The sequence below is a fragment of the Kitasatospora sp. GAS204B genome, from assembly GCF_029892155.1.
Classification (GTDB): domain Bacteria; phylum Actinomycetota; class Actinomycetes; order Streptomycetales; family Streptomycetaceae; genus Kitasatospora.
In genome coordinates, this window is the sequence record NZ_JARZAG010000028.1 from 43,891 (window position 1) to 64,921 (window position 21,031).

General features: G+C 71.8%; 17 protein-coding genes. 2 read left to right on the plus strand and 15 right to left on the minus strand.

All coding sequences use genetic code 11. The features are described from left to right. Positions 1 to 156: 156 nt before the first annotated feature. On the plus strand, positions 157 to 819 hold the full coding sequence (locus P3T41_RS30115; protein ID WP_280693725.1) for a hypothetical protein: 663 nt from the start codon (positions 157 to 159) through the stop codon (positions 817 to 819). A gap of 119 nt (positions 820 to 938) precedes the next feature. On the opposite strand, the gene P3T41_RS30120 is transcribed toward P3T41_RS30115, so the two are convergent. The 13 genes from P3T41_RS30120 to nrdR all read right to left on the minus strand — a co-directional run bounded on the left by P3T41_RS30120 (position 939) and on the right by nrdR (position 15,560). Continuing rightward, positions 939 to 1,322, minus strand: coding sequence for a hypothetical protein (locus tag P3T41_RS30120; protein WP_280693726.1), 384 nt, complete (start codon positions 1,320 to 1,322; stop codon positions 939 to 941). Between the two features lie 414 nt (positions 1,323 to 1,736). After that, complete coding sequence (locus P3T41_RS30125; RefSeq protein WP_280693727.1) at positions 1,737 to 2,420, minus strand: ribonuclease HII; 684 nt, start codon at positions 2,418 to 2,420, stop codon at positions 1,737 to 1,739. A gap of 87 nt (positions 2,421 to 2,507) precedes the next feature. After that, entirely contained in the window at positions 2,508 to 3,464 is a 957-nt protein-coding gene (locus tag P3T41_RS30130; protein ID WP_280693728.1) for a carbohydrate ABC transporter permease, read from the minus strand. Then, the gene (locus tag P3T41_RS30135; protein ID WP_280693729.1) at positions 3,461 to 4,468 is read right to left on the minus strand and encodes a sugar ABC transporter permease; all 1,008 of its coding nucleotides are present in this window, start codon (positions 4,466 to 4,468) and stop codon (positions 3,461 to 3,463) included. Before P3T41_RS30135 ends, P3T41_RS30130 begins: the two co-directional genes overlap by 4 nt. 56 nt (positions 4,469 to 4,524) lie before the next feature. Next, positions 4,525 to 5,862, minus strand: coding sequence for an ABC transporter substrate-binding protein (locus P3T41_RS30140; protein WP_280693730.1), 1,338 nt, complete (start codon positions 5,860 to 5,862; stop codon positions 4,525 to 4,527). 346 nt (positions 5,863 to 6,208) lie between these two features. Then, the gene (locus P3T41_RS30145) at positions 6,209 to 7,429 is read right to left on the minus strand and encodes a cytochrome P450 (RefSeq protein WP_280693731.1); all 1,221 of its coding nucleotides are present in this window, start codon (positions 7,427 to 7,429) and stop codon (positions 6,209 to 6,211) included. After that, a complete protein-coding gene (locus P3T41_RS30150; protein WP_280693732.1) occupies positions 7,426 to 8,685 on the minus strand; it encodes a cytochrome P450 in 1,260 nt (419 codons plus the stop codon). The genes P3T41_RS30145 and P3T41_RS30150 overlap by 4 nt, the downstream gene beginning before the upstream one ends. Then, positions 8,682 to 9,356, minus strand: coding sequence for an ATP/GTP-binding protein (locus P3T41_RS30155; RefSeq protein WP_280693733.1), 675 nt, complete (start codon positions 9,354 to 9,356; stop codon positions 8,682 to 8,684). The genes P3T41_RS30150 and P3T41_RS30155 overlap by 4 nt, the downstream gene beginning before the upstream one ends. Further along, on the minus strand, positions 9,337 to 9,702 hold the full coding sequence (locus P3T41_RS30160) for a DUF742 domain-containing protein (RefSeq protein WP_280693734.1): 366 nt from the start codon (positions 9,700 to 9,702) through the stop codon (positions 9,337 to 9,339). Before P3T41_RS30160 ends, P3T41_RS30155 begins: the two co-directional genes overlap by 20 nt. Next, on the minus strand, positions 9,699 to 10,118 hold the full coding sequence (locus P3T41_RS30165; RefSeq protein WP_280693735.1) for a roadblock/LC7 domain-containing protein: 420 nt from the start codon (positions 10,116 to 10,118) through the stop codon (positions 9,699 to 9,701). The genes P3T41_RS30160 and P3T41_RS30165 overlap by 4 nt, the downstream gene beginning before the upstream one ends. Next, positions 10,118 to 11,734, minus strand: coding sequence for an ATP-binding protein (locus P3T41_RS30170; protein ID WP_280693736.1), 1,617 nt, complete (start codon positions 11,732 to 11,734; stop codon positions 10,118 to 10,120). The genes P3T41_RS30165 and P3T41_RS30170 overlap by 1 nt, the downstream gene beginning before the upstream one ends. Positions 11,735 to 11,982: 248 nt before the next feature. Further along, a complete protein-coding gene (locus tag P3T41_RS30175) occupies positions 11,983 to 14,853 on the minus strand; it encodes a vitamin B12-dependent ribonucleotide reductase (RefSeq protein ID WP_280693737.1) in 2,871 nt (956 codons plus the stop codon). A gap of 200 nt (positions 14,854 to 15,053) precedes the next feature. Continuing rightward, complete coding sequence (nrdR, locus tag P3T41_RS30180) at positions 15,054 to 15,560, minus strand: transcriptional regulator NrdR (protein ID WP_280693738.1); 507 nt, start codon at positions 15,558 to 15,560, stop codon at positions 15,054 to 15,056. Positions 15,561 to 16,269: 709 nt separating this feature from the next. Between nrdR and lexA the strand changes: the two genes are divergently transcribed. After that, entirely contained in the window at positions 16,270 to 16,992 is a 723-nt protein-coding gene (gene lexA / locus P3T41_RS30185) for a transcriptional repressor LexA (protein WP_280693769.1), read from the plus strand. Positions 16,993 to 17,095: 103 nt separating this feature from the next. Here the strand turns inward: lexA and P3T41_RS30190 are convergent, their stop codons facing one another. Together P3T41_RS30190 and P3T41_RS30195 are read right to left on the minus strand one after the other, a co-directional pair. Then, the gene (locus P3T41_RS30190; protein WP_280693739.1) at positions 17,096 to 19,201 is read right to left on the minus strand and encodes an ATP-dependent DNA helicase; all 2,106 of its coding nucleotides are present in this window, start codon (positions 19,199 to 19,201) and stop codon (positions 17,096 to 17,098) included. Positions 19,202 to 19,213: 12 nt separating this feature from the next. Then, positions 19,214 to 21,031 carry an IucA/IucC family siderophore biosynthesis protein gene (locus tag P3T41_RS30195; RefSeq protein ID WP_280693770.1) on the minus strand — a complete coding sequence of 606 codons (1,818 nt, stop codon included), beginning with the start codon at positions 21,029 to 21,031 and terminating at the stop codon, positions 19,214 to 19,216.

The following is a 21,031-nucleotide window of genomic DNA, read 5'->3' on the forward strand; positions in this document are numbered from 1 at the left end:
CCGGCATATCCCCTGCTTTAGGGCGCTATTCATCAGCCCATCGTTGCCGCCCCGGCCATCTGACGTGAGAATTGCCCTGTACCCAGTCACTGGTCCCAAGGACCGGAATTCGGCGTACACACGTGCCCGCGTGTGCAAGGGCCGGGAAGGAGAACGATGGTCCACGGTGTCGGCCGCGGCCAGCTCTCCTCCGTCACGGGTCGGTGCATCGACCTGGAGAGCTGGTCGAGCGCGGGTGTACCGCTGCTGCGCGACCCGCGCGACCTGGTCATCGATCTGCATCAGCGTCATCTGCCGCAGCCGGGCACCAGCGTGCTCGCGGTGGTGGACGTGGACAACCGCGTGGTCGCCTCCGCCTCCGTCGCCTTGCGGCCCCCGGTCACGGACGGCTGGCCACTGCGCAACGCCCTGCTCGGCCAGCTGCGCCGGGTGACCGCGCACGACCTGCGGCTGGCCACGCCGCGGCGGACGGCCGTGCTGCTCTGCTGCCGTGACGGTGTGTCCGGCTGGACCGAGCAGGACGGTGCCTGGATGTGGGCGCTGCGCGACACCGCCTCGCTGCACGGGCTGCGCTGCGGCGCCTACCTCACGCTGACCTCGACCGGCTGGCAGGTGCTCGGTGAGCGGCGCTCGGGTCGGACGCCGCACGCGGGTTCCTGGTCCGAGCGCCCGGTGCACACGGTCTCCGAACTGCCGCGGCGCAGCGCCCCGCGGGTCCGTCCGGTCGCGGAGTACACCCGGCCCGCCGTTCCCTGGTCGGCCGGCGCCGCACCGAGCACCGCACCGAGCCCAGCGCCGATCCGGCACCTCGCCCGCTGAGCAGCCGCCGGCGGACCCCAGGTCGGCGCAGGAGTACGACACCCGGACCCAGAGGAAGCACGGACCCCGGCGTGCCGCGGCGACAGCCCGGGCGGGCTGTCGCACCGCGGCCACCGTGATCAGGCCGGAACCGGCTGCCCCTCGACGACGGCCGCGCCGGCCAGCTGGGCGGTCGCACCGCAGACCACCAGCAGCGCCACCGCGTGGCTGCGCGCCTGCTCCACCGCGAGCACCGCGGGACCGGGCTCGGTGGCCTCCAGCACCAGGACGACGACCTCGCGCCGGGCCGGGCGGGTCAGCGCAAGGGCTGCGTAGAACACGTCGGAGGCCTCGGCCAGTTGGGCCCAGTACCGGCCCTCGCCGAAGGACAACTCGTGCTGCTGCCAAGGGTGCGGGCGGCCGGACGTGAGGACGAGGATGTCGCCGGGCTCGCGCCCCGACTCCAGCAGCTGGTCGACCGTCTGGTCGGCCTGCTCCAAGGCGTTCTCCGGGGCGGCGGGCACCAGTTGGACGGCCGGGCCGGCCGGAGCCTGTCGCGGGCCGGGCTCGGGAATCCGCGGCCGCGGCCCGGGCTTGGGCGGACCGGGCCGCGGCGTGGCCGGGCGCGGCGGGCCAGGGCGCGGGCCGGGTACCGCGGCGGGCGCCGCCGTGGGGGCGGCGGTCCCGCGGACGGTAGGGCTGACGGGGGACGCGCTGCCGGCGGCAGGCGTACTGGGGGCTTGTGCGTCCGACTCGCGGGGGAAGGGAACGCCGGGGCCCGGGATGCTCTCGTGAATCTCCGGCTCCTCGGGGAAGACAGGCATACCCGGATATCTATCAAATGCCGGTCGGATGCGCACGGGCGCCCCACCTGTTGGGCGGCGACCAGTCGACCCGATCAGCGGAACGTGCCGCCACGGAGTATTCCTGATGAACAGTCAGAAGCCGAGAGTGAGCTGTTCGTCGCCGTCCGCCATGCTCCGCGAGCGCTTGAGGTGACTCCAGCGCGGCAGCGCGTCCATGAAGGCCCAGGAGAGGCGGTGGTGTTCGGTGGGTCCGAACTCCGCCAGCGCCGCCCGGTGCACCGGCGAGGGATAGCCGGCGTTGTCCTCGAAGCCGAAGGCCGGGAACTCCGGTGCCAGCTCGGCCATCTGTCCGTCCCGGTGCACCTTGGCGAGCACCGAGGCGGCGGCGACGCAGACGCAGCTCTGGTCGCCCTTGATCACCGTCCGCACCCGCCAGGGGCCGCCGAGGTAGTCGTGCTTGCCGTCCAGGATCACCGCGTCGGGGCGGACCGGGAGCGCCTCCAGCGCCCGCAGGGCGGCCAGCCGCAGCGCCGCGGTCATGCCGAGTTCGTCACACTCCAGCGCGGAGGCCTGGCCCAGCGCGTACGCCGTGACCCAGTCCGCCAGCACCGGAGCCATCTGCTCCCGGCGCCGCGGGGTCAGCAGCTTGGAGTCGGTCAGCCCCTCGGGCGCGCGCCGCAGACCGGTCACGGCGGCGCCGACCGTCACCGGACCGGCCCAGGCACCGCGCCCCACCTCGTCCAGCCCGGCGACGAGGGTCGCGCCCGTGCGGCGCAGCGAGCGCTCGACGCTGTGGGTCGGTGGCTGGTAGGGCATCGGAGGGTCCGTTTCGACTCGAGCGGCCAGGGCGACAGGAGGAGCAGCCGTCCGGCCGCGCGACTTCCACCCTACGGCGGGCGCTCCTCAGCCCTTGACCGATCCCGCCAGCAGCCCGCGGACGAAGTACCGCTGCAGCCCGAAGAAGACCAGCAGCGGAATGACGATCGACAGGAACGCCCCCGCCGTCAGCACCTCCCAGTGACCGCCGAAGGAGCCGGAGAGCTGGGCCAGCCGGACCGTCATCGGCGCCACCTCGGGGGTGCCGCCGGCGAAGGTCAGGGCCACCAGCAGGTCGTTCCAGACCCAGAGGAACTGGAAGATCGCGAAGGACGCCAGGGCCGGCGCGCAGAGCGGCAGCACGATGGACCGGAAGATCTTGAAGTGCGAGGCGCCGTCGACCACCGCCGCCTCCATCAGGTCGCGCGGCAGTTGGGAGATGAAGTTGTGCAGCAAGAAGGTGGCCAGCGGCAGCGCGAACATGGTGTGCGCCAGCCAGACCGGCACGTAGGTCCCGCTCAGGTCGAACTTCGGGATGACGGTCAGCCCGCCCAGGTGGGCACCGCCCGAGAAGAGCTGGAGCAGCGGGATCAGGGCCATCTGCAGCGGCACCACCTGCAGCGCGAAGATCAGGAAGAAGAGCGTGTCACTCCCCCGGAACCGGACCCAGGCCAGCGCGTAGGCGGCCATCGAGGCCAGCACCAGCGGGAAGACGGTGGCCGGGACGGTGATGGCCAGCGAGTTGACCAGATAGGGCATCAGCCCGCCCTGGACGCCGAATCCGCCGTCGAAGAGGACGGAGTGGTAGTTGGAGAGGATCAGGTCCGGGTGGCTGAAGACGTTCCACCAGCCGCTGACCGCCACCTGTTGCTGCGGCCGCAGCGAGGTGGCGAGCAGCCCGAAGGTCGGGATGGTCCACAGGATCGTGACCACGATGACGAAGAGCGAACCGAGCGGACTGCTGAACGACTTGCGGACGGCCTTGACCGCGGGCAGCGGCCGCGCGGTGGACAGGGCCGGCTGGTCGGACGTCTGACTGCTCATCGGGTGGCCCGCTCCTTGCGCAGTTGGACGATGTTGTAGCCGACCAGCGGGAGGACCGCGATGAAGAGGATCACCGCGAGCGCGCTGCCCCGGCCGACGTTGAACTGCACGAAGGACTGCGAGTACATCTCGTTGGCCAGGACCTGGGTGCCGAAGTTGCCGCCGGTCATGGTGCGGACGATGTCGAAGGCCTTCAGCGTGACGATCATGACGGTGGTCAGCACGACGACCAGGGTGGTGCGGATCATCGGCACCGTGACGTACCAGAAGAGCCGCAGCCCGCTAGCGCCGTCGAGCCGGGCGGCCTCGGTCACCTCGTCGGGGATCGCCTTGATCGCCGCCGAGAGGACCACCATGGCGAAACCGGTCTGCACCCAGACCATGACCACCATCAGCAGGAAGTTGTTCAGCGGGTGGGACAGGATCCAGTTCGGGGGGTTGTGCCAGCCGAGCCAGATCGCCGCCTGGCTGAGCAGCCCTATCTGCGCCTGGGAGGAGTCCCGGGTGTCATAGACGAACTTCCAGATGATGCTGGCGCCGACCAGCGAGATCGCCATCGGCATGAAGATCAGCGACTTGTAGAGCGACTGCCAGCGCATCCGGTCCACCAGCAGCGCCAGCACCAGCCCCAGGCCGGTGGCCGCCACGGGGGCGACCACCAGCCAGAGCAGGGTGTTGAGCAGTACCTGGTGGATCGTGTCGGTCGTGAAGGCCCAGCCGTAGTTCTTGAGCCCGAGGAACCTGCTGCTGTCGTCGCTGCGGAAGCTGAGGTAGATCGTCCGGATCAGCGGTGCCACCAGGCCCACCAGGAGCAGCAGCAGCGCCGGGCCGAGGAAGACCGCGATGGCGAGCGGACGGCCGAGCCGACCGGTCGCCCGACCCGCCGCGAAGAAGACCACCAGCAGGATGCCCAGGAAGCCGGCGATCGCCCCGAAGCTGTTGCCCAGTTTGATCGCGGCGTCGTTCCAGGCCGAGTCGGCGAGTAGGGGACTGGTCACGGGCATGCGAGCGAGGTCCTTCCGACGAAGGGGTGCTACCTGACCGGGTGGGGCACCGGCGCCTACTGGGGCCAGGCGCTGTCGACGTCCGCGGCCACCTTCGGGATCGACTCGCCCTCCGCGAACCAGGCGGTGAACGCCTTCCACTCCTCGCCGGAGCCGACCGCCGCGGGCATCATGTCCGAGGCGTCGAACCGGAAGGCGACGGACGTGTCCGTCAGCGCCTTGGCGGAGAGCTGGTCGATGGGGTCGGTGTAGAGGCTCTGGTCCACGCCGTGGTTGGCCGACACCCAGCCGGGTGCGACCTTGACCCGGCTGGTGGCCCAGTCCGCCGTGGAGAGGTAGTTCTGCACCGCCTGCACCTCGGGTCGGCTGGAGAAGGCGGCCAGGAACTCGCCGCCGCCCTCGACCGGAACCGGGAGCGCCGGGTTGACCGGCGGCAGCTGGAAGGCGAAGACGTCGCCGTCCGGGCCGACCTTGGCGGTCTTGGGCCACTGCGCCTCGTAGAACGAGGCCTGCTGGAGCATCCAGCACTTGCCGGTGAGGACCGGCGCGCCCGCGTCCTGGAACGTCGTGGTGGCGATCGACTTCACGTCCCCGATCCCGCCGTTGACCCAGGCCGGGTTCTGCATCCAGCCCGCCACCGTCTGCATCGACTGGATGATCGGCGGGTCACTGAACTTGACCTTGTGGCTCACCCAGTCGTCGTAGACCTGGCTGCCCTGGCCGCCGAGCACGACCTCCTCCAACCAGTCGGTGGCCGGCCAGCCGGTCGCCGTGCCGGAGCCGATGCCACCGCACCAGGGCCTGCTGCCGTTGGTGCCGGCCGCGGCGATCTTGTCGCTGAGCGCCTTCAGGTCGGCCCAGGTCTTCGGCACGGTGTAGCCCGCCGCCTGGAACGCCTTGGGCGAGTACCAGACCAGGGACTTCATGTTGGCGCTCATCGGTGCCGCGTAGAAGGTCCCGTTGACCGAGCCGTAGGTCTTCCAGATCGGGCTCCACTGGTCCTCGTTCGTCACCGTCTGGGCCGGCGGCTTGACGACCTTGCCGGTCTTCACCATCTGGCCCAGCAGGCCGGGCTGCGGGATGATCGCCAGGTCCGGGGTGTTGCCACCGGCGACCCGGACCGGGAGTTGGGACTCGAAGTCGTTCGAGCCCTCGTAGGAGATCTTGATTCCGGTACAAGTACTGAACTCGGCCCAGGACTTCTCCAGGGAGTCCGACTCCGGGCTGAGGATCGAGGCGAACATCGTCACCGTCGTCCCGGAATGCCCCGCGTACGGCTGGTACTTGGCGCAGCTCGCCGGCAGGGGCGCCGCCGAGCCGGCACTGCCGGAACTGCTGCCGGAGCTGTTGGAGCAGGCGGCGGCGAGCGAGAGGCCCAGCAGCGCCGGAGCCACCAACAGTCGATTTCTGAACCGGGCACTCGTCCTGATGTTCAAAGCGTTCTCCTGCGGCCTGGGACGAACCACATGACACTGCGCTGAACCGGAAAGTCGCATGAGGCCGTGGCAGGGGCGGCCACGGCCAGGTCGACGGCGACTGGCTTGAAGACGCTAACGCACCGTTCATCAGACGCCAAGGACACGTTCAACTTTCACCGTGAAGACTTCCCGTCACAATCCGCGTTCGTGACCGTGCCCGCCGATACCTACCCCTGGCCCCGCTCCGAAACGCAGACGGTGCGAGAAGTCGAACCGACCGACTTCCCGCACCGCTTTGCCCCACAGGTGAATTGACTGTCCGTCAGTACAGTCGCACCGGCAGCCCCTGCAGGCTGTTGAGCACGATCGAGGCGGCCGGGCGCAGTTGGTCGTCCGGCACCGCCAGGGACAGTTCCGGGAAGCGCTCGAAGAGCGCGGGCAGTGCCACCTGCGCCTCCAGCCGGGCCAGCGGCGAGCCGGGGCAGACGTGCGGCCCGTGGCCGAAGGACAGGTGCCGGATCGGGTCCCGGGTGATGTCGAACAGCTCGGCGGTCACGCCGTGCTGCAACGGATCGCGGCCGATCGCGTTGTACGAGATCAGCACCGGATCGCCGACCGGCACCAGCGCCTCGCCCACCCTGATCTCCTCGGTCGCGTACCGGAAGAGGAAGTTGCTGGTCGGCGGCGTCCAGCGGAGCGACTCCTCGACGACGGCGGACCAGCCCACCTCGCCCGAACGCGCCAGGGCCAGCTGGTCGGGGTGCCGCAGCAGGGCCCGCACCGCGTTGGTGATCAGGTTGACGGTGGTCTCGTGGCCGGCGGCGATCATCACCCGCAGGGTCGCGGCCGCCTCGGCGTCCGACAGCTCGCTGCCGTCGAGGTCGGCGGCCAGCAGCGCGCTGGTCAGATCATCGCCCGGCGCGGCACGGCGCTGCCGCACCAGGTCGTCGACGAAGGCGTTCAGCGCCGCGATGATCGAGTGGATCCCCGCCGGGTCCGGCACGCTGCGGAAGAACCGCTCATAGAGCTCGCGCAGATAGCCGTGGTCCGCCGGGTCGACCCCCAGCAGGGTGCCGATCACCGTCATCGGCAGCGGAAACGCGAAGGCCGACTTCAGGTCGACCAGCGGCTCGCCGGCGGCCAGCTCGTCCAGCAGCCGAGCGGTCAGCTGCTCCACCTGAGGCCGCATCAACTCGACCCGGCGGGGCGTGAACGCCTGCGCGATCAGCGCGCGCAGGCGCCGGTGCTCCTCCCCGTCCGCGGTCACCATGCTCGGGCCCGGCACCGCCACACCGATCAGCGGCCAGTCGCGGGGGATCTCGCCGCGCTGGTAGGCCGCCCACTGCCGGACGTCCTTGACCAGGCGCTGATCCGTCAGCAGGGCGCGCGCGGCGGCATGCCGGGTGACCGCCCAGGCCCGCACCCCGCCCGGCAGCTCCACCGGCACCACCGGCCCGGCCGCGCGCAGCACCGCACCCTCGGCCGCGCTGTCGCGCGCGAAGGGGTCGAGTGCCACCACGCCGCTCAAAGGCACACTGGTCATCCGAAGGCTCCTCCGGTCGTCGTCGACGGGGTGAATCCGACCGGCAGCGCCACCAGCGCACGCACCCAGGCCGACGGCCGCCAGACCAGCGCGTGCTCGGCCACCGCCAGCCGCAGGTCCGGCAGCCGGTCCAGCAGCACCTCGACGGCCGTGCCGGCGATCACCTCGGCCGCCTCCTGGGCCGGGAACGGACAGCGGTGCTCGCCATGCGAGAAGCTCAGGTGCGCCCGGTTGCCCTCCGCCGCCTGACCACCCGCCTGCCGCACCGCCGGATCGGCGTTCGCCCCCGCGAGCCCGAGCAGCACCATGTCACCGGCCGCGATCCGCTGCCCGCCGAGCTGGGTGTCCCGCACCGCCCAGCGGCCCGCGAAGATCTGGGTGGGCGTGTCCTCCCAGAGCGCCTCGCCGAGCGCCTGCCCCACGCTGCGGCGGCCGCCCGAGAACGAGGCGGCGAAGCGGTCGTCGGTGAGCATCAGCCGCAGCGCGTTGGCGATCCAGTAGGCGGTCGGCTGGTGGCCCGCGGCCAGCAGCACCCGCAGGTCGCGCACCACCTCGTCGTCGCTCAGACCGGCCGGGTGGACCAGCAGCCGCGAGGTGATGTCCGCGCCGGGCTCTGAGCGCTTGGCCTCGACCAGCTCGAGCATGGTCGTCACGATCCGCTGCGAGGCCTGCTGCGCGTCCGGGCCGCCGTCCATCATGGCCACCAGGTTCGCGATCAGCGCCGGCACCTGGGCCTCGTCCAGCCCCAGCAGCCAGCAGAGCACCAGCAGCGGCATCCGGTGCGCGTAGTCGGCGACCAGGTCCGCCTCGCCGCGGCCCGCGAAGGCGTCGATCAGCCGGTCGGCGATCCGCTCGCAGTACTTCTTCAGCTCGTAGGGGTCCACCGCGCCGAGCGCGTCGGTGACCGCGGCGGAGCGGCGCTGGTGCTCGGCGCCCTCGGTGTACAGGATCGAGGCCACCGGGGTCATCAGCGGCCGCAGCGGCCAGTCCTCGGGGATGGTCGGCCAGGCGTTCCAGCGGCTGGAGTCGCGCCCGAAGAGCTTGGGCTGGCTCGTCACCGTCTGCAGCTCACGGTAGCCGATCACCAGCCAGGCGGGCACGCCGCCGGCCAACTCGACCGGGGCGACCGGGCCGTGCGCGGCCCGCAGCTCGCGGTAGACCTGCGCCGGATCGGTCTGGAACCGCGGACCGTACAGCTGCGCGGCCGCGCGGTGCGCGGGGCAGCCGGGCGGCGGGGTGGGCACCGGCTCGGTCACGAGTGGCTCTCCTCTTCCTGGCGTGCTTCCTGGCGTGCTACCTGCCGCTCTTCCTGACGCTGACTCAGTTCGGCTTCGGTGCGTGCGCAGAGGTGGCGGACGAGCTCGATCAGCACCTGCTTGCTCGACTCGCGATCGCGCGCGTCGCAGTCCAGCAGCGGCACCTGCGGCGAGAGGTCGAGCGCCTCGCGGATCCGCTGCGGCGAATGCTTCGGCGGCTCGAAGGTGTTGCGGGCCACCACGAACGGCATCCCGTGCTGCTCCAGCCGGTCGATCGCGTACCAGGAGTCCGCCAACCGCCGGTCGTCCACCAGCACCACCGCGCCCAGCGCACCGCTGAACAGGCGGTCCCAGAGGAACCAGAAGCGCTCCTGCCCGGGTGCGCCGAAGAGGTACAGCACGCTCTCGGCGGACAGCGTGATCCGGCCGAAGTCGAAGGCCACCGTGGTGGCGCGCTTGTCGCGCACCGCTGACGGATCGTCGATGCCTTCGCCCGCGCGGGTCATCACCTCTTCGGTGGCCAGCGGCCGGATCTCGCTGACCGAGCCGACCAGCGTGGTCTTGCCCACGCCGAAGCCACCGACCACCACGATCTTCCACGCGTTGTCGGCGGTGCTCCGCAACGGGATCCGGCGTGCGGCCGGCCCGGCCTCAGAGCCGTTGGAGTCCATGCAGCACCTGCTTCAGCGTGTCGAGATCGGGCAGCCGGGCCTGGGCGGGAGCGAAGCGCGGGTGCCGGGCGGTGATCCGGCCGGCCTCCAGCAGATCGCCCAGCAGGATCTTCACCACGCTGATCGGCAGCCCCAGTTCGGCCGCCACCTCCACCACGGCGGTCGGCTGCCGGCACAGCCGCAGGATCCGCGCGTGCTCGGACTGCATGCCGGGCACCGGCTGTTGCTCGGTGACGATCAGCGTCACCACGTCGAAGGCGTGCGTACCGGCCGTGCTCCGCCCGCCGGTCACCGTGTACAGCCGGTCCGGACCGTCCGACAGGTCCGACCGCGGGGGCCGCGTCACGCGTCCGCGGTGGTGTCGTTCCCGCGCGGCGGCGCGCTCAGGAAGTCGCCGATCTGCTCGACCAGGCCGTGCATGTTGTGGCCGACCAGGCCCACGTCCGCGCTCTCGTCGGTGACCACCGCGAGGTGCGTTCCGTGGCCCGCCTCCACGATGCACAGGATGCCGCCGTGGAACTCGGTCATCGACTGCCGGACCCCGCCGCTGCCGTCGCCGAACTCGATCGAGGCGCCGTGCGCGAGGCTCTGGATGCCGGAGGCTATGGCGGCCAGCTGGTCGGCCTGATCGGCGCTCAGACCGGAGCTGTGGCACAGCTTCAGGCCGTCCGCCGACAGCACCAGGGCGTGCCGGGAGTCCGGCGTGTTGGCCAGCAGGTTCTCCAACAGCCAGTCGAGATCGCGGTCGGTGGTGCTGCTCATCAGGCATCGTCCTTCGGGATGTCCGGGATGTCGGTGGGCTGAGCGAGAGCGGGCTGGGCCGGGACGCCGTGGGCACCCTGGCCGAGCTGGACGCCCTGGCGGAAGTCGCCGAACCGGGCGGCGGCGGTCGGGACGGACCGGGTCCTCACGGTCCTGCTCGGGCCGGCGGCCGCCGCCGCCAGCGTCTGGCCACGCCGCCGTCTGGGCAGTCCGTCCCCCGGCTCGGCCTCGACCTCGAGCGCGGGCGCGGGCGCCGGTGCGGGCGCCGGTGCGGGCCGGTCCGGTGCCGGCGCGACGGTCTCGCGGGTGGCGCTGTCCGCGCCGGGATCTTGCGCCAACTGCTCCTGGTGGACGATCAACTGCTCGGGAATCAGCATCACGACCCCCGTCCCACCACGCGAGGACGGCCGGAACGAGATCGCCAGCCCGTGCTTGCGGCCCAGCGCGCCGATCACCGCGAAGCCCAGCCGGGTGCCGGCCGAGAGCGTGGTCAGGTCCAACGGCTCACCGGAGACGGCCTGCTCGGCCCGGCGCAGCCAGACCTCGGAGAGCCCGAGCCCGCCGTCCTCCACGGTGATCGCCAGCCCGGTGTGCAACTCCTCGACGTAGACGTGCACCTCGGCCGGCGGCGCCGAGAAGTTGGCGGCGTTGTCCATCAGCTCGGCCAGCGCGTGCATCACGCCCTCGGCCGCGTAGCCCGCGACCGCGGCGCCGCTCGCCGAGTGCAGCCGCACCCGCTGGTAGGCGCTGATCCGGCCGAGCGCCCCGCGCAGCACGCTCTCCATCGGGATCGGCCGGCTCCACCGCCGACCGCTGCGGGCGCCGGTCAGCACGGCGATGCTGTCGGCCAGCCGGCCCGCCTGGGCGGTGCTGTGGTCGAGTCGGAGCAGGTCACCCAGCACCTGCTCGCCGTGCTGGTGCTGCATCTCGCGCAGTTCGGCGTGCATCGCGGTGGCCAGCGCCTGCATCCGCCCGGCCGCCGTCGCGCAGACCGCGAGGGCCGCCGCCCGCTGCCGCTCGCCGTACGCGACCTCCTTGGCGAGCAGCGCGACCAGGCTCTCGTGCGCGGTCTGCCGGTGTGCTACCAGGACGGTCTCCACCGAGGCGCCGGCCCGCAGCAGGCGGACCACCTCCGGGATCGTCCGTTCGGCCAGCAGCGCGAGTTCCGCCCGCTCGTCGTCGGCCGCGGCCCGGGCGGTCGCCGCCTCGGCCCGCGCCTCGACGGCCTCCGAGCGGGCGGCGAGCATCTCGACCCGGGCCGCCTCGGCCTCGGCGAGGGCCGCGTCGGCCCGGGCCCGCGATGCCTGCGCCTCGGCGAGCGCGGTGCCGGTCGCCGCCTCCGCGCGCAGCACCGCGGCCACCGCGGCCTCCCCCTTGGTCCGGCTGGTGGCCAGCTCGGCGGCCAGCCGGCGGGCCCGCCGCCACTGCGCCAGCCCGGCCAGCGCCACCGCGCACCAGGCGGCCGCTGCCAGCGTCCCCCAGGCCGCGACCACCGACCGCTCCCCCTCGGGCGCGGCAACCACGGCCACGGCCACGGCGGCCCCCGCCACCCCCACCGCCACCAGGGCGGCGAGCAGCGCGGCCGGTCTGCCGGACAGGCGGGTGCGAGCGGTCATGGCGCGGTTCCTCGGCGGGCGTCGGAGCTAGGGCGGGTGCCAGCGCACCCGCCTCCCGCGGCGGGGAGATCCAAGATCAGTTGACGCGGTCAGCAGATCATATCGACTCAGCTGACCGGCTCGACCGGCGAGTTGACGCGATGTCTCCCAAGCGGCCGCCAGGCACACGCGAGCGGGGCGGGAACCTGTGGGTTCCCGCCCCGCTCGCACCGTTCCTCACCGCTCGACGGGAGGAACCTCGGCCGAGATCAGCTGCAGCCGCTGGTCGATCCGCAGCCCTCGCACAGGTAGCAGCTGCCCGCGCGGCGCATCTTGGTGCCGCAGGAGAAGCAGAGCGGGGCGTCCGCGTTCAGGCCGAGCTGGATCTCCAGCAGCTCGGTCGAGTTGTGCGGGGCCTTGGCGGTCGGCTGGACGACCGGCGCGGGCTTGCCGGCGGCGCGCTCGACGGTGCGCGGGGCGGACTGGGCCAGGCTCGTGACGTCCACGTCCTCCTCCTCGAGCGGCTCGTAGGAGCCGGTCTCCAGGTGGCGCTGGCGCTCCTCGACGGAGTGGATGCCGAGCGCGGAGCGGGTCTCGAAGGGCAGGAAGTCCAGCGCCAGGCGGCGGAAGATGTAGTCGACGATCGACTGGGCCATCCGCACATCCGGGTCGTCGGTCAGACCGGCGGGCTCGAAGCGCATGTTGGTGAACTTCGAGACGTAGGTCTCCAGTGGGACGCCGTACTGCATGCCGACCGAGACGGCGATCGAGAAGGCGTCCATCATGCCCGCGAGGGTCGAGCCCTGCTTGGACATCTTCAGGAAGACCTCGCCAAGGCCGTCGTCCGGGTAGGAGTTGGCGGTCATGTAGCCCTCGGCGCCGCCCACGGTGAAGGAGGTGGTGATCCCCGGGCGGCCCTTGGGCAGGCGCTTGCGGACCGGGCGGTACTCGACGACCTTCTCGACGGCGGCCACGGGCTCCGCCGCGGCAGCCTCCTTGGTCTTCTTCGCCGACAGCGGCTGGCCGACCTTCGAGTTTTCGCGGTAGATGGCCAGCGCCTTGACGCCGAGCTTCCAGGCCTCGAAGTAGACCTCCTCGACGTCCTCGACGGTCGAGGAGACCGGCATGTTGACCGTCTTGGAGATCGCGCCGGAGATCCACGGCTGGATCGCCGACATCATCCGCACGTGGCCCATCGGCGAGATCGAGCGCTCGCCCATCGCGCAGTCGAAGACCTCGTAGTGCTCGGGCTTGAGGCCGGGTGCGTTGACCACGTTGCCGTGCTCGGCGATGTGGGCGACGATCGCCTCGACCTGCTCGGGCTGGTAGCCGAAGCGGCGCAGGGCACGCGGCACGGTGCCGTTGACGATCTGCATCGAGCCGCCGCCGACCAGCTTCTTGAACTTGACCAGGGCGAGGTCGGGTTCAACGCCGGTGGTGTCGCAGTCCATCATCAGGCCGATGGTGCCGGTGGGGGCGAGCACCGAGGCCTGGGCGTTGCGGAAACCGTTCTGCGCGCCGATCCGGAGCACGTCCTGCCAGGTCTCGGTGGCGGCGGCCCAGACCGGGGCGTCCAGCTCGTCCACCGCGACGGCGGCCGTGCTGGCGTCCGCGTGCTGCCGCATGACCCGCTGGTGCGGGGCGGCGTTGCGGGCGTAGCCGTCGTAGGGGCCGACCACGCCGGCCAGTTCGGCGCCGCGGCGGTAGGCGGTGCCGGTCATCAGCGAGGTGATCGCGCCGGCCAGGGCGCGGCCGCCGTCGGAGTCGTAGGCGTGGCCGGTGGCCATCAGCAGGGCGCCGAGGTTGGCGTAGCCGATGCCGAGCTGGCGGTAGGCGCGGGTGGTCTCGCCGATCTTCTCGGTCGGGAAGTCGGCGAAGCAGATCGAGATGTCCATCGCGGTGATGACCAGCTCGACGACCTTGGCGAAGTTCTCCGCGTCGAACGTGTCGTCGTCGCGCAGGAACTTCATCAGGTTCAGCGAGGCGAGGTTGCAGCTGGAGTTGTCCAGGTGCATGTACTCCGAGCACGGGTTGGAGGCGTTGATCCGGCCCGACTCGGGGCAGGTGTGCCAGTGGTTGATGGTCGAGTCGTACTGGATGCCCGGGTCGGCGCAGGCCCAGGCGGCCTCGGCCATCTTGCGGAACAGCTTCTTGGCGTCGACGGTCTCGATGACCTCACCGGTCATCCGGGCCCGCAGGCCGAACTCGCCGCCGTTCTCGACCGCCGTCATGAACTCGTCGGAGACCCGGACCGAGTTGTTGGCGTTCTGGTACTGGACGGAGGTGATGTCGTCCCCGCCGAGGTCCATGTCGAAGCCCGCGTCGCGCAGGGCGCGGATCTTCTCCTCCTCCTTCACCTTGGTCTCGATGAAGGCCTGGACGTCGGGGTGGTCGACGTCCAGCACGACCATCTTGGCCGCACGACGGGTGGCGCCACCGGACTTGATGGTGCCGGCCGAGGCGTCGGCGCCGCGCATGAAGGAGACCGGTCCAGAGGCGTTGCCGCCGGAGGAGAGCAGTTCCTTGGAGGAGCGGATCCGGGAGAGGTTCAGGCCGGCGCCGGAGCCGCCCTTGAAGATCATGCCCTCTTCCTTGTACCAGTCGAGGATCGAGTCCATCGAGTCGTCGACGGCCAGGATGAAGCAGGCGCTGACCTGCTGCGGCTGCTTGGTGCCGACGTTGAACCAGACCGGCGAGTTGAAGCTGAACACCTGGTGGAGGAGGGCGTGGGTCAGCTCGTGCTCGAAGACCTCGGCGTCGGCCGGGGAGGCGAAGTAGCCGTGCTTCTCGCCGGCCGCGCGGTAGGTGAGCACCACGCGGTCGATGATCTGCTTGAGGCTCCACTCGCGCTGCGGGGTGCCGACGGCGCCGCGGAAGTACTTGGAGGTGACGATGTTCACCGCGTTGACCGACCAGAAGTCGGGGAACTCGACACCGCGCTGCTCGAAGTTGATCGAGCCGTCACGCCAGTTGGTCATGACGACGTCGCGCCGCTCCCAGCTGACCTGGTCGTAGGGGTGCACCCCAGGAGTGGTGTAGATGCGCTCGATCCGCAGACCGCCCTTGGGGGCCTTGCCGGACCCCTTCGCCGCCTTCTCGGACTTCGACCCGCGTGCGGAACCGCTCGTCGTGTCTGTCACTGCTTCTCCTCCTCCTGGGCTTGCGCCCCGAATACCCCAATTGTCGCCTCTCGGCGCGATGGGGTATCGCTGCTTCTTCGCTTCTCCTGGCGTGCGGGCAGGCCGGGGACGCCGACCGGTTCGCACTGTGTGTATGGGTTCGCGCACCGTTTCCGGGCGCGCCGGAGCCCTTCCGGGCTGCCGTTCTGCTGCTTTGCCGCCTAGGGCGCCGCGGCGGGGACGGCGACCGTGGCGCCGTCGTCGCCCGGGGCGGGCACCGGCTGCTCGGCGCCACGCAACTCGGCGATGGCGGCCTCGAAATCGGACAGGCCGTCGTAGGCCTGGTAGACCGACGCGAACCGCAGGAACGCGACGACGTCCAGGTCCTTCAGCGGGCCGAGTATGGCCAGCCCCACGTCATGGGTGGAGAGCTCGGCCGAGCCGGAGGCCCGCACGCACTCCTCGACCCGCTGGCCGAGCTGGGCGAGGGCGTCCTCGGTGACCGGTCGGCCCTGGCAGGCCTTGCGGACTCCGGAGATCACCTTCTCCCGGCTGAACGGCTCGGTCACCCCGCTGCGCTTGATCACCATCAGCGCGGCCGTCTCCACCGTGGTGAAGCGGCGACCGCAGTCGGGGCACTGCCGACGGCGACGGATCGAACTGCCGTCGTCGGCGGCGCGGCTGTCGACCACGCGGCTGTCGGAGTGCCGGCAGAAGGGACAGTGCACGGAACCGGCTCCCTTCTGGGGTCTGGCTGGCGGGCGAGCAGCGCTCAGTCTAGGTGACGCCCACCATGATCAAGTACCGGGGGACCACAACCTGTGGGCTGCGAGCACCTATGTAACCACTAGATCTAGGCCACTGTCCCGAGTAACACGCCCGACTCGCGCCCGATTCCGGTATCGCCCGGATCACCCGGCGCAATCGATGCTGGTCAGTCGCCGGTCGGTCGGGGAGGCGTCCGTTTCGACTCCACCCGGACGGCCGAGCGGCGGTTTCCGGTCGACTGTCGACGACTTCACCCCCATGCCGCACCGGCCCCTGGCACGCCCTCTAGAATCGACTGGATCGAACATTTAATCGACATACACCGAATGCCTTGATCAAGTCAGCCGACTCCTCGATAATTCACTCGAACGTGTGTTTGGCGCAACCTTTCGATAGGTGCTGCCGTTGGGCTGGGCAGGCAAGGGAGAACGCCCGACGAGAGGGGCCGCCGTGAGCACCGTACAGAGCAGCACCAGCAGTTCCACCGCCATCCAGAACCTCCCGACAACCGTCGCCGACGGCCGCGGCATCCCGCTGCAGGACCGCGCCCAGCACCACGCGGGCCGGGGCGCCACGGACCAGCAGAGCTTGGACCAGAGCATGGATCGCAGCGACAGCCGCCCTCAGACCCCGTCCGGGGGAGCCCCGGGCTACCTCCCCGACCCGAGCATCGAGCACGCCTCGGTGCAGGACGTGCCGATCGGCCTGCCGAACGGCCAGGTCCGCTCGCTGCCGGGCCGCCCGCCGGGCATCCGCACGGACGAGGCCGGGCTGACCGAGCGCCAGCGCCGGGTGATCGACGTGATCCGGGACTCCGTGCAGCGGCGCGGCTACCCGCCGAGCATGCGGGAGATCGGCCAGGCCGTCGGCCTCTCCTCCACCTCCTCGGTGGCGCACCAGCTGATGGCGCTGGAGCGCAAGGGCTTCCTGCGCCGCGACCCGCACCGCCCGCGGGCCTACGAGGTGCGCGGGGTCGAGGTGACCCGGCCGAACACCGCCGAGGCCGCCGGGCGCCCGTCCACCTCCTACGTCCCACTGGTCGGCCGGATCGCCGCCGGTGGCCCGATCCTGGCCGAGCAGACCGTCGAGGACGTCTTCCCGCTGCCCCGCCAGCTGGTCGGCGAGGGCGAGCTGTTCGCCCTGACCGTGCGCGGCGACTCGATGATCGAGGCCGCGATCTGCGACGGCGACTGGGTCACCGTGCGCCGCCAGCCGGTCGCCGAGAACGGCGACATCGTGGCCGCGATGATCGACGGCGAGGCCACCGTGAAGCGGCTCAAGCGCGAGGACGGCCGGATCTGGCTGATGCCGCACAACCCCGCCTACGAGCCCATCCCGGGCGACAACGCGACCATCCTGGGCAAGGTCGTGGCGGTGCTGCGGCGCCTGTGACCGTGCACCGTGCGCCCGGCGCCGCACGCACGACAACCGAGGGCCCCTACCGACACCCGGCAGGGGCCCTCGCGCTTGACCCGGCCCGGCTGCTCAGCCGGGCTCAGCCACGCTTGTCGACCGGCCTGGGCGGCGGCGCGGACGCCGCGATCGCCGCCAGCGAGCGCCGCACCTGGTTGCGGTCGGTGGTGTACCAGAAGTCCGGCATCGAGGACCGGAAGAAGCCGCCGTACCGGGCGGTGGCCAGTCGCGGATCGAGCACCGCGACCACCCCGCGGTCGTCCGCCGCGCGCACCAGCCGGCCCGCGCCCTGCGCCATCAGCAGCGCGGCATGGGTCGCCGCCACCGCCATGAAGCCGTTGCCGCCCGCCTCCTCGACCGCCTTCTGCCGGGCGCTCATCAGCGGATCGTCCGGGCGCGGGAACGGGATCCGGTCCATCACCACCAGCTGGCAGGCGGAACCCGGCACGTCCACCCCCTGCCAGAGCGACAGCGTGCCGAACAGGCAGGTCTCCGGATCCGCGGCGAAGGCCCTGATCAACTCGCCCAGGGTGTCCTCGCCCTGCAGCAGGATCGGGAAGTCCAGGCGCTCGCGCAGCTGCTCGGCGGCCGTCTGGGCGGCCCGCATCGAGGAGAAGAGGCCCAGCGTGCGCCCGCCGGCCGCGCCGATCAGCTCGGCCAACTCGTCCAGCATCTGCGGCCGGTCCGGCTCCCGCCCGGGCGGCGGCAGGTGCTTGGCGACGTAGAGGATGCCCTGCTTGGGGTAGGAGAAGGGCGAGCCGACGTCGAGTCCGCGCCAGTACGGTGGGGCGTCCTCGCCCTCGGCCCGCTCCGGCTCGTCGGCCGCCCGCTGGTCCGGCAACCGCCCCTCACCCGGCAGGCCGACCGAGGCGGCCACGCCGTTGAAGTCGCCGCCGAGCTTCAGGGTGGCCGAGGTGAGCACCACCGAGCGCTCCTTGTAGAGGTTCTCCCGCAGCAGCCCGGAGACGCTCATCGGCGCCACCCGCAGCGAGGCGGGGACCAGCCCGTAGCGGTCGTTGCGCTCGATCCAGACCACGTCGTAGGGCGATTCGGAGAGCAGCCGCTCGGTGGTGTCGTGCAGCGTCTCGGCGGCGGCCATCGCCTGCTTGCGCACCGCGTCCTCGTCGGAGAGCCCCTTGTCCCTGGTCTCGCCGAGCGAGGTGATCACCAGCCGGCTGGCGTCCCGGATCGCGGCCACCGCGTAGCCGAGGTACTCGGGCAACTCGTCGACCTTGCCGGGCTGAGCCGTCTCCATCAGACCGTGGTAGCTCTCGGCGGCGGCCTGCAGCGCGTCCACCGCCTTCTCGTTGGCGAGCCGGGCGGCCCGCTTGACGGCCCGGTTGACCGCGCCGACGGTCAGCTCCGCGGTGGCCGCGCCGGTCACCCGGTTCACCAGCTCGTGCGCCTCGTCGATGATCAGCAGCTCGTGCTCGGGCAGCACCGGGGCGCCCTCGATCGCGTCGATCGCCAGCAGCGCGTGGTTGGTGACCACCACGTCCGCGAGCTTGGCCCGCTCCCGGGCCTTCTCCGCGAAGCACTCCTGGCCGTAGGCGCAGCGGCTGGCGCCCAGGCACTCCCGGGAACTGACGGAGAGTTGGGCCCAGGCCTTGTCCGAGACGCCGGGACTCATGTCGTCGCGGTCACCGGTCTCGGTCTCGCCCGCCCAGTCGCGCAGCCGCAGCACGTCCTGGCCGAGCTTGCCGCTCGGGCCGCCGAGGGCCTCGACCGGGTCGAAGAGGCCCTCGCCCTCCTCGCTCGGGGTGCCCTCGTTGGCCCGGTGCAGGCAGAGGTAGTTGGAGCGGCCCTTGAGCATCGCGAAGAGCGGGCGGCGGCGCAGGATCGGCTGCAGCGCCTCCACCGTGCGCGGCAAGTCCCGCTCCACCAGCTGGCGTTGCAGCGCCAGGGTGGCGGTGGCCACCACCACCCGGTCGCCGTGGGCGAGCGCGGGGACCAGGTAGGCGAGGGACTTTCCGGTGCCGGTGCCGGCCTGCACCAGCAGGTGTTCGGCGTGGTCGGTGGCCTCGGCCACCGCCTGGGCCATCTGGATCTGGCCGGGGCGCTCGACTCCGCCGACCGCGGTGACCGCGGCGTGCAGGAGCTCGGGGATGCGGCCGGTGGGTACCGGGCCGGGGCCGGGGTCGTTCGAGCCCTCGGCGGGCAGCAGCTGGGGTGCGGAGTCGTTCGTCATGGCCCTTCCACCCTACGGGGCCGGACTGACAACGCCCTCGCGCGGACCGGGCAACCCGGCCCCGGCGGCCGCCAGCGGGTTGGCCACCCGCCCGTACACGGCCGCGTGCGGGCGCTCGGGCCGGTCCCGGTAGCCGTCCAGCAGCAGCCGGTTGCGGTTCAGGCAGAGCCGGTCGATGGTCGGGGTGAACAGGTCGAAGAGCGCGAACCGCTCGGCCAGCTCGGGAAAACGCGCCTGGTGGGCCAGCACCGCGGCCCGCAGCAGACCCCAGAACTCCGCCTCCGGCAGGGCGAGTCGGCGTTCCAGCAGCGGCGCCAGGTAGCGGTACACGCCGATGAACAGGCCCGCGTGCAGGAACTGGCACAGGCCCGCCGGCGCCTCGCGCAGCAGCACCTCGGCCACCTCGGGCGGCAGCTCGCGCAGTTCGGGCAGGTCCTGGTCGCTGAGGTTGACGTCGTCGACGAAGTCCTTGACCGCCAGCCGGACCGGGACGTCGCGCTCGTCGAAGAGCAGGATCGCGTTCTCGCCGTGCGGGGAGAAGACCGTGCCGTAGCGGTAGAGGAAGTGCAGCAGCGGCGGCAGCATCACGCCGAACAGCCGGGCCGTCCAGTCCCGCACGGAGAGCCCCGAGCGGGCGATCAGCTCCTCGACCAGGGCCCGGCCGTCCGTCCCGGTCTGCAGCAGCGCGGCCAGCGTGCGCCCGCGCTCCCCCGGTTCGAGGTACCCGCCCAACGGTTCGCGCCAGATCGCGCCGAGCAGTTCCTTGTACTGGTAGGGCGCCTCCGGCAGCCGCGCGTAGTAGGGGTGCTCGACGGTGACCGAGGCGACCTCGCCGAGCAGCACCACCCGGCACTCCTCGCGCAGGAAGGGGTCACCGTCGCGCAGCCCGTGGATCCACGCGGTGACCGCCGGCGCGGCCAGCGTGCGCTCGGTCGGCAGCCCGCGCCAGACCAGGGTGTTGAGCACCGAGAGCGGCAGCTTGACGGTGTGCCGCCGCGGACTGGTCACGTTGAAGAAGGAACGGATGGACTGCTGCGGCAGCCGCAGGTCGCGGTCGGCGGGCAGCAGCACGATCCGCCGGTCGGCGACCCAGGGCGCGAAGAGCGGCAGCACCGTCTCGTCCCACTGCCAGGGGTGCACCGGCAGCAGCAGGTAGGCGGCCGGGTCCAGGCCCTGGCCGTGCAGCCGCCCCCGGTAGTGCGCCAGCACCTCGGCGTCCAGCTCCAGCCGGTAGAGCGCCTCGGCCTCGGACAGCTCGCCGACGCCCCGGTACCGGGCCAGGTCGCGGTGGACGGCGAGCCAGCTCAGCGGCTGCAGGGTGCGCGCCTCGGGCGTCCAACGCGCCGCGTCGGCGGCGGAGAAGCCGAGCCGGCCCTTGTTGAGCACCAGCCACGGGTGGCCGCTCTGGCGCCCCTCCAGCCCGGCGTGGTCCAGCTCGGCCAGCTCGGCCGCGCTCAGCGCGCCGGCCGCCAGCCTGACGTCGGCGAGCAGGGTGGCGGTCAGCTCCCGGACCAGGTGACCGCTGGTGTCCCCGGAGAGCCCGAGTAAGGCACGGGCCGCCAGCACGAACTCGAACGGGTCGTCGGTCTTCCGCTCGTCGGCCTGGATCGACTCCGGGTCGACCTGCCAGCTGCCGTACGCCCCGCGCCGGGCCGCGAACCGGTACTCGGGCCCGTCGGGCAGCGCGAGCCGGTAGCCGCCCGGGACGGGCTCGGGGCGCAGCAGCTCCTCGTAGCTGAACTCGGCGAGCAGCTTGGCCAGCAGCGCCCGGCAGGCCGCGCGCCAGCGCGGCTCGGTGAGCGGGTCCTGGGCGAGCGGGTCCTGGGTCAA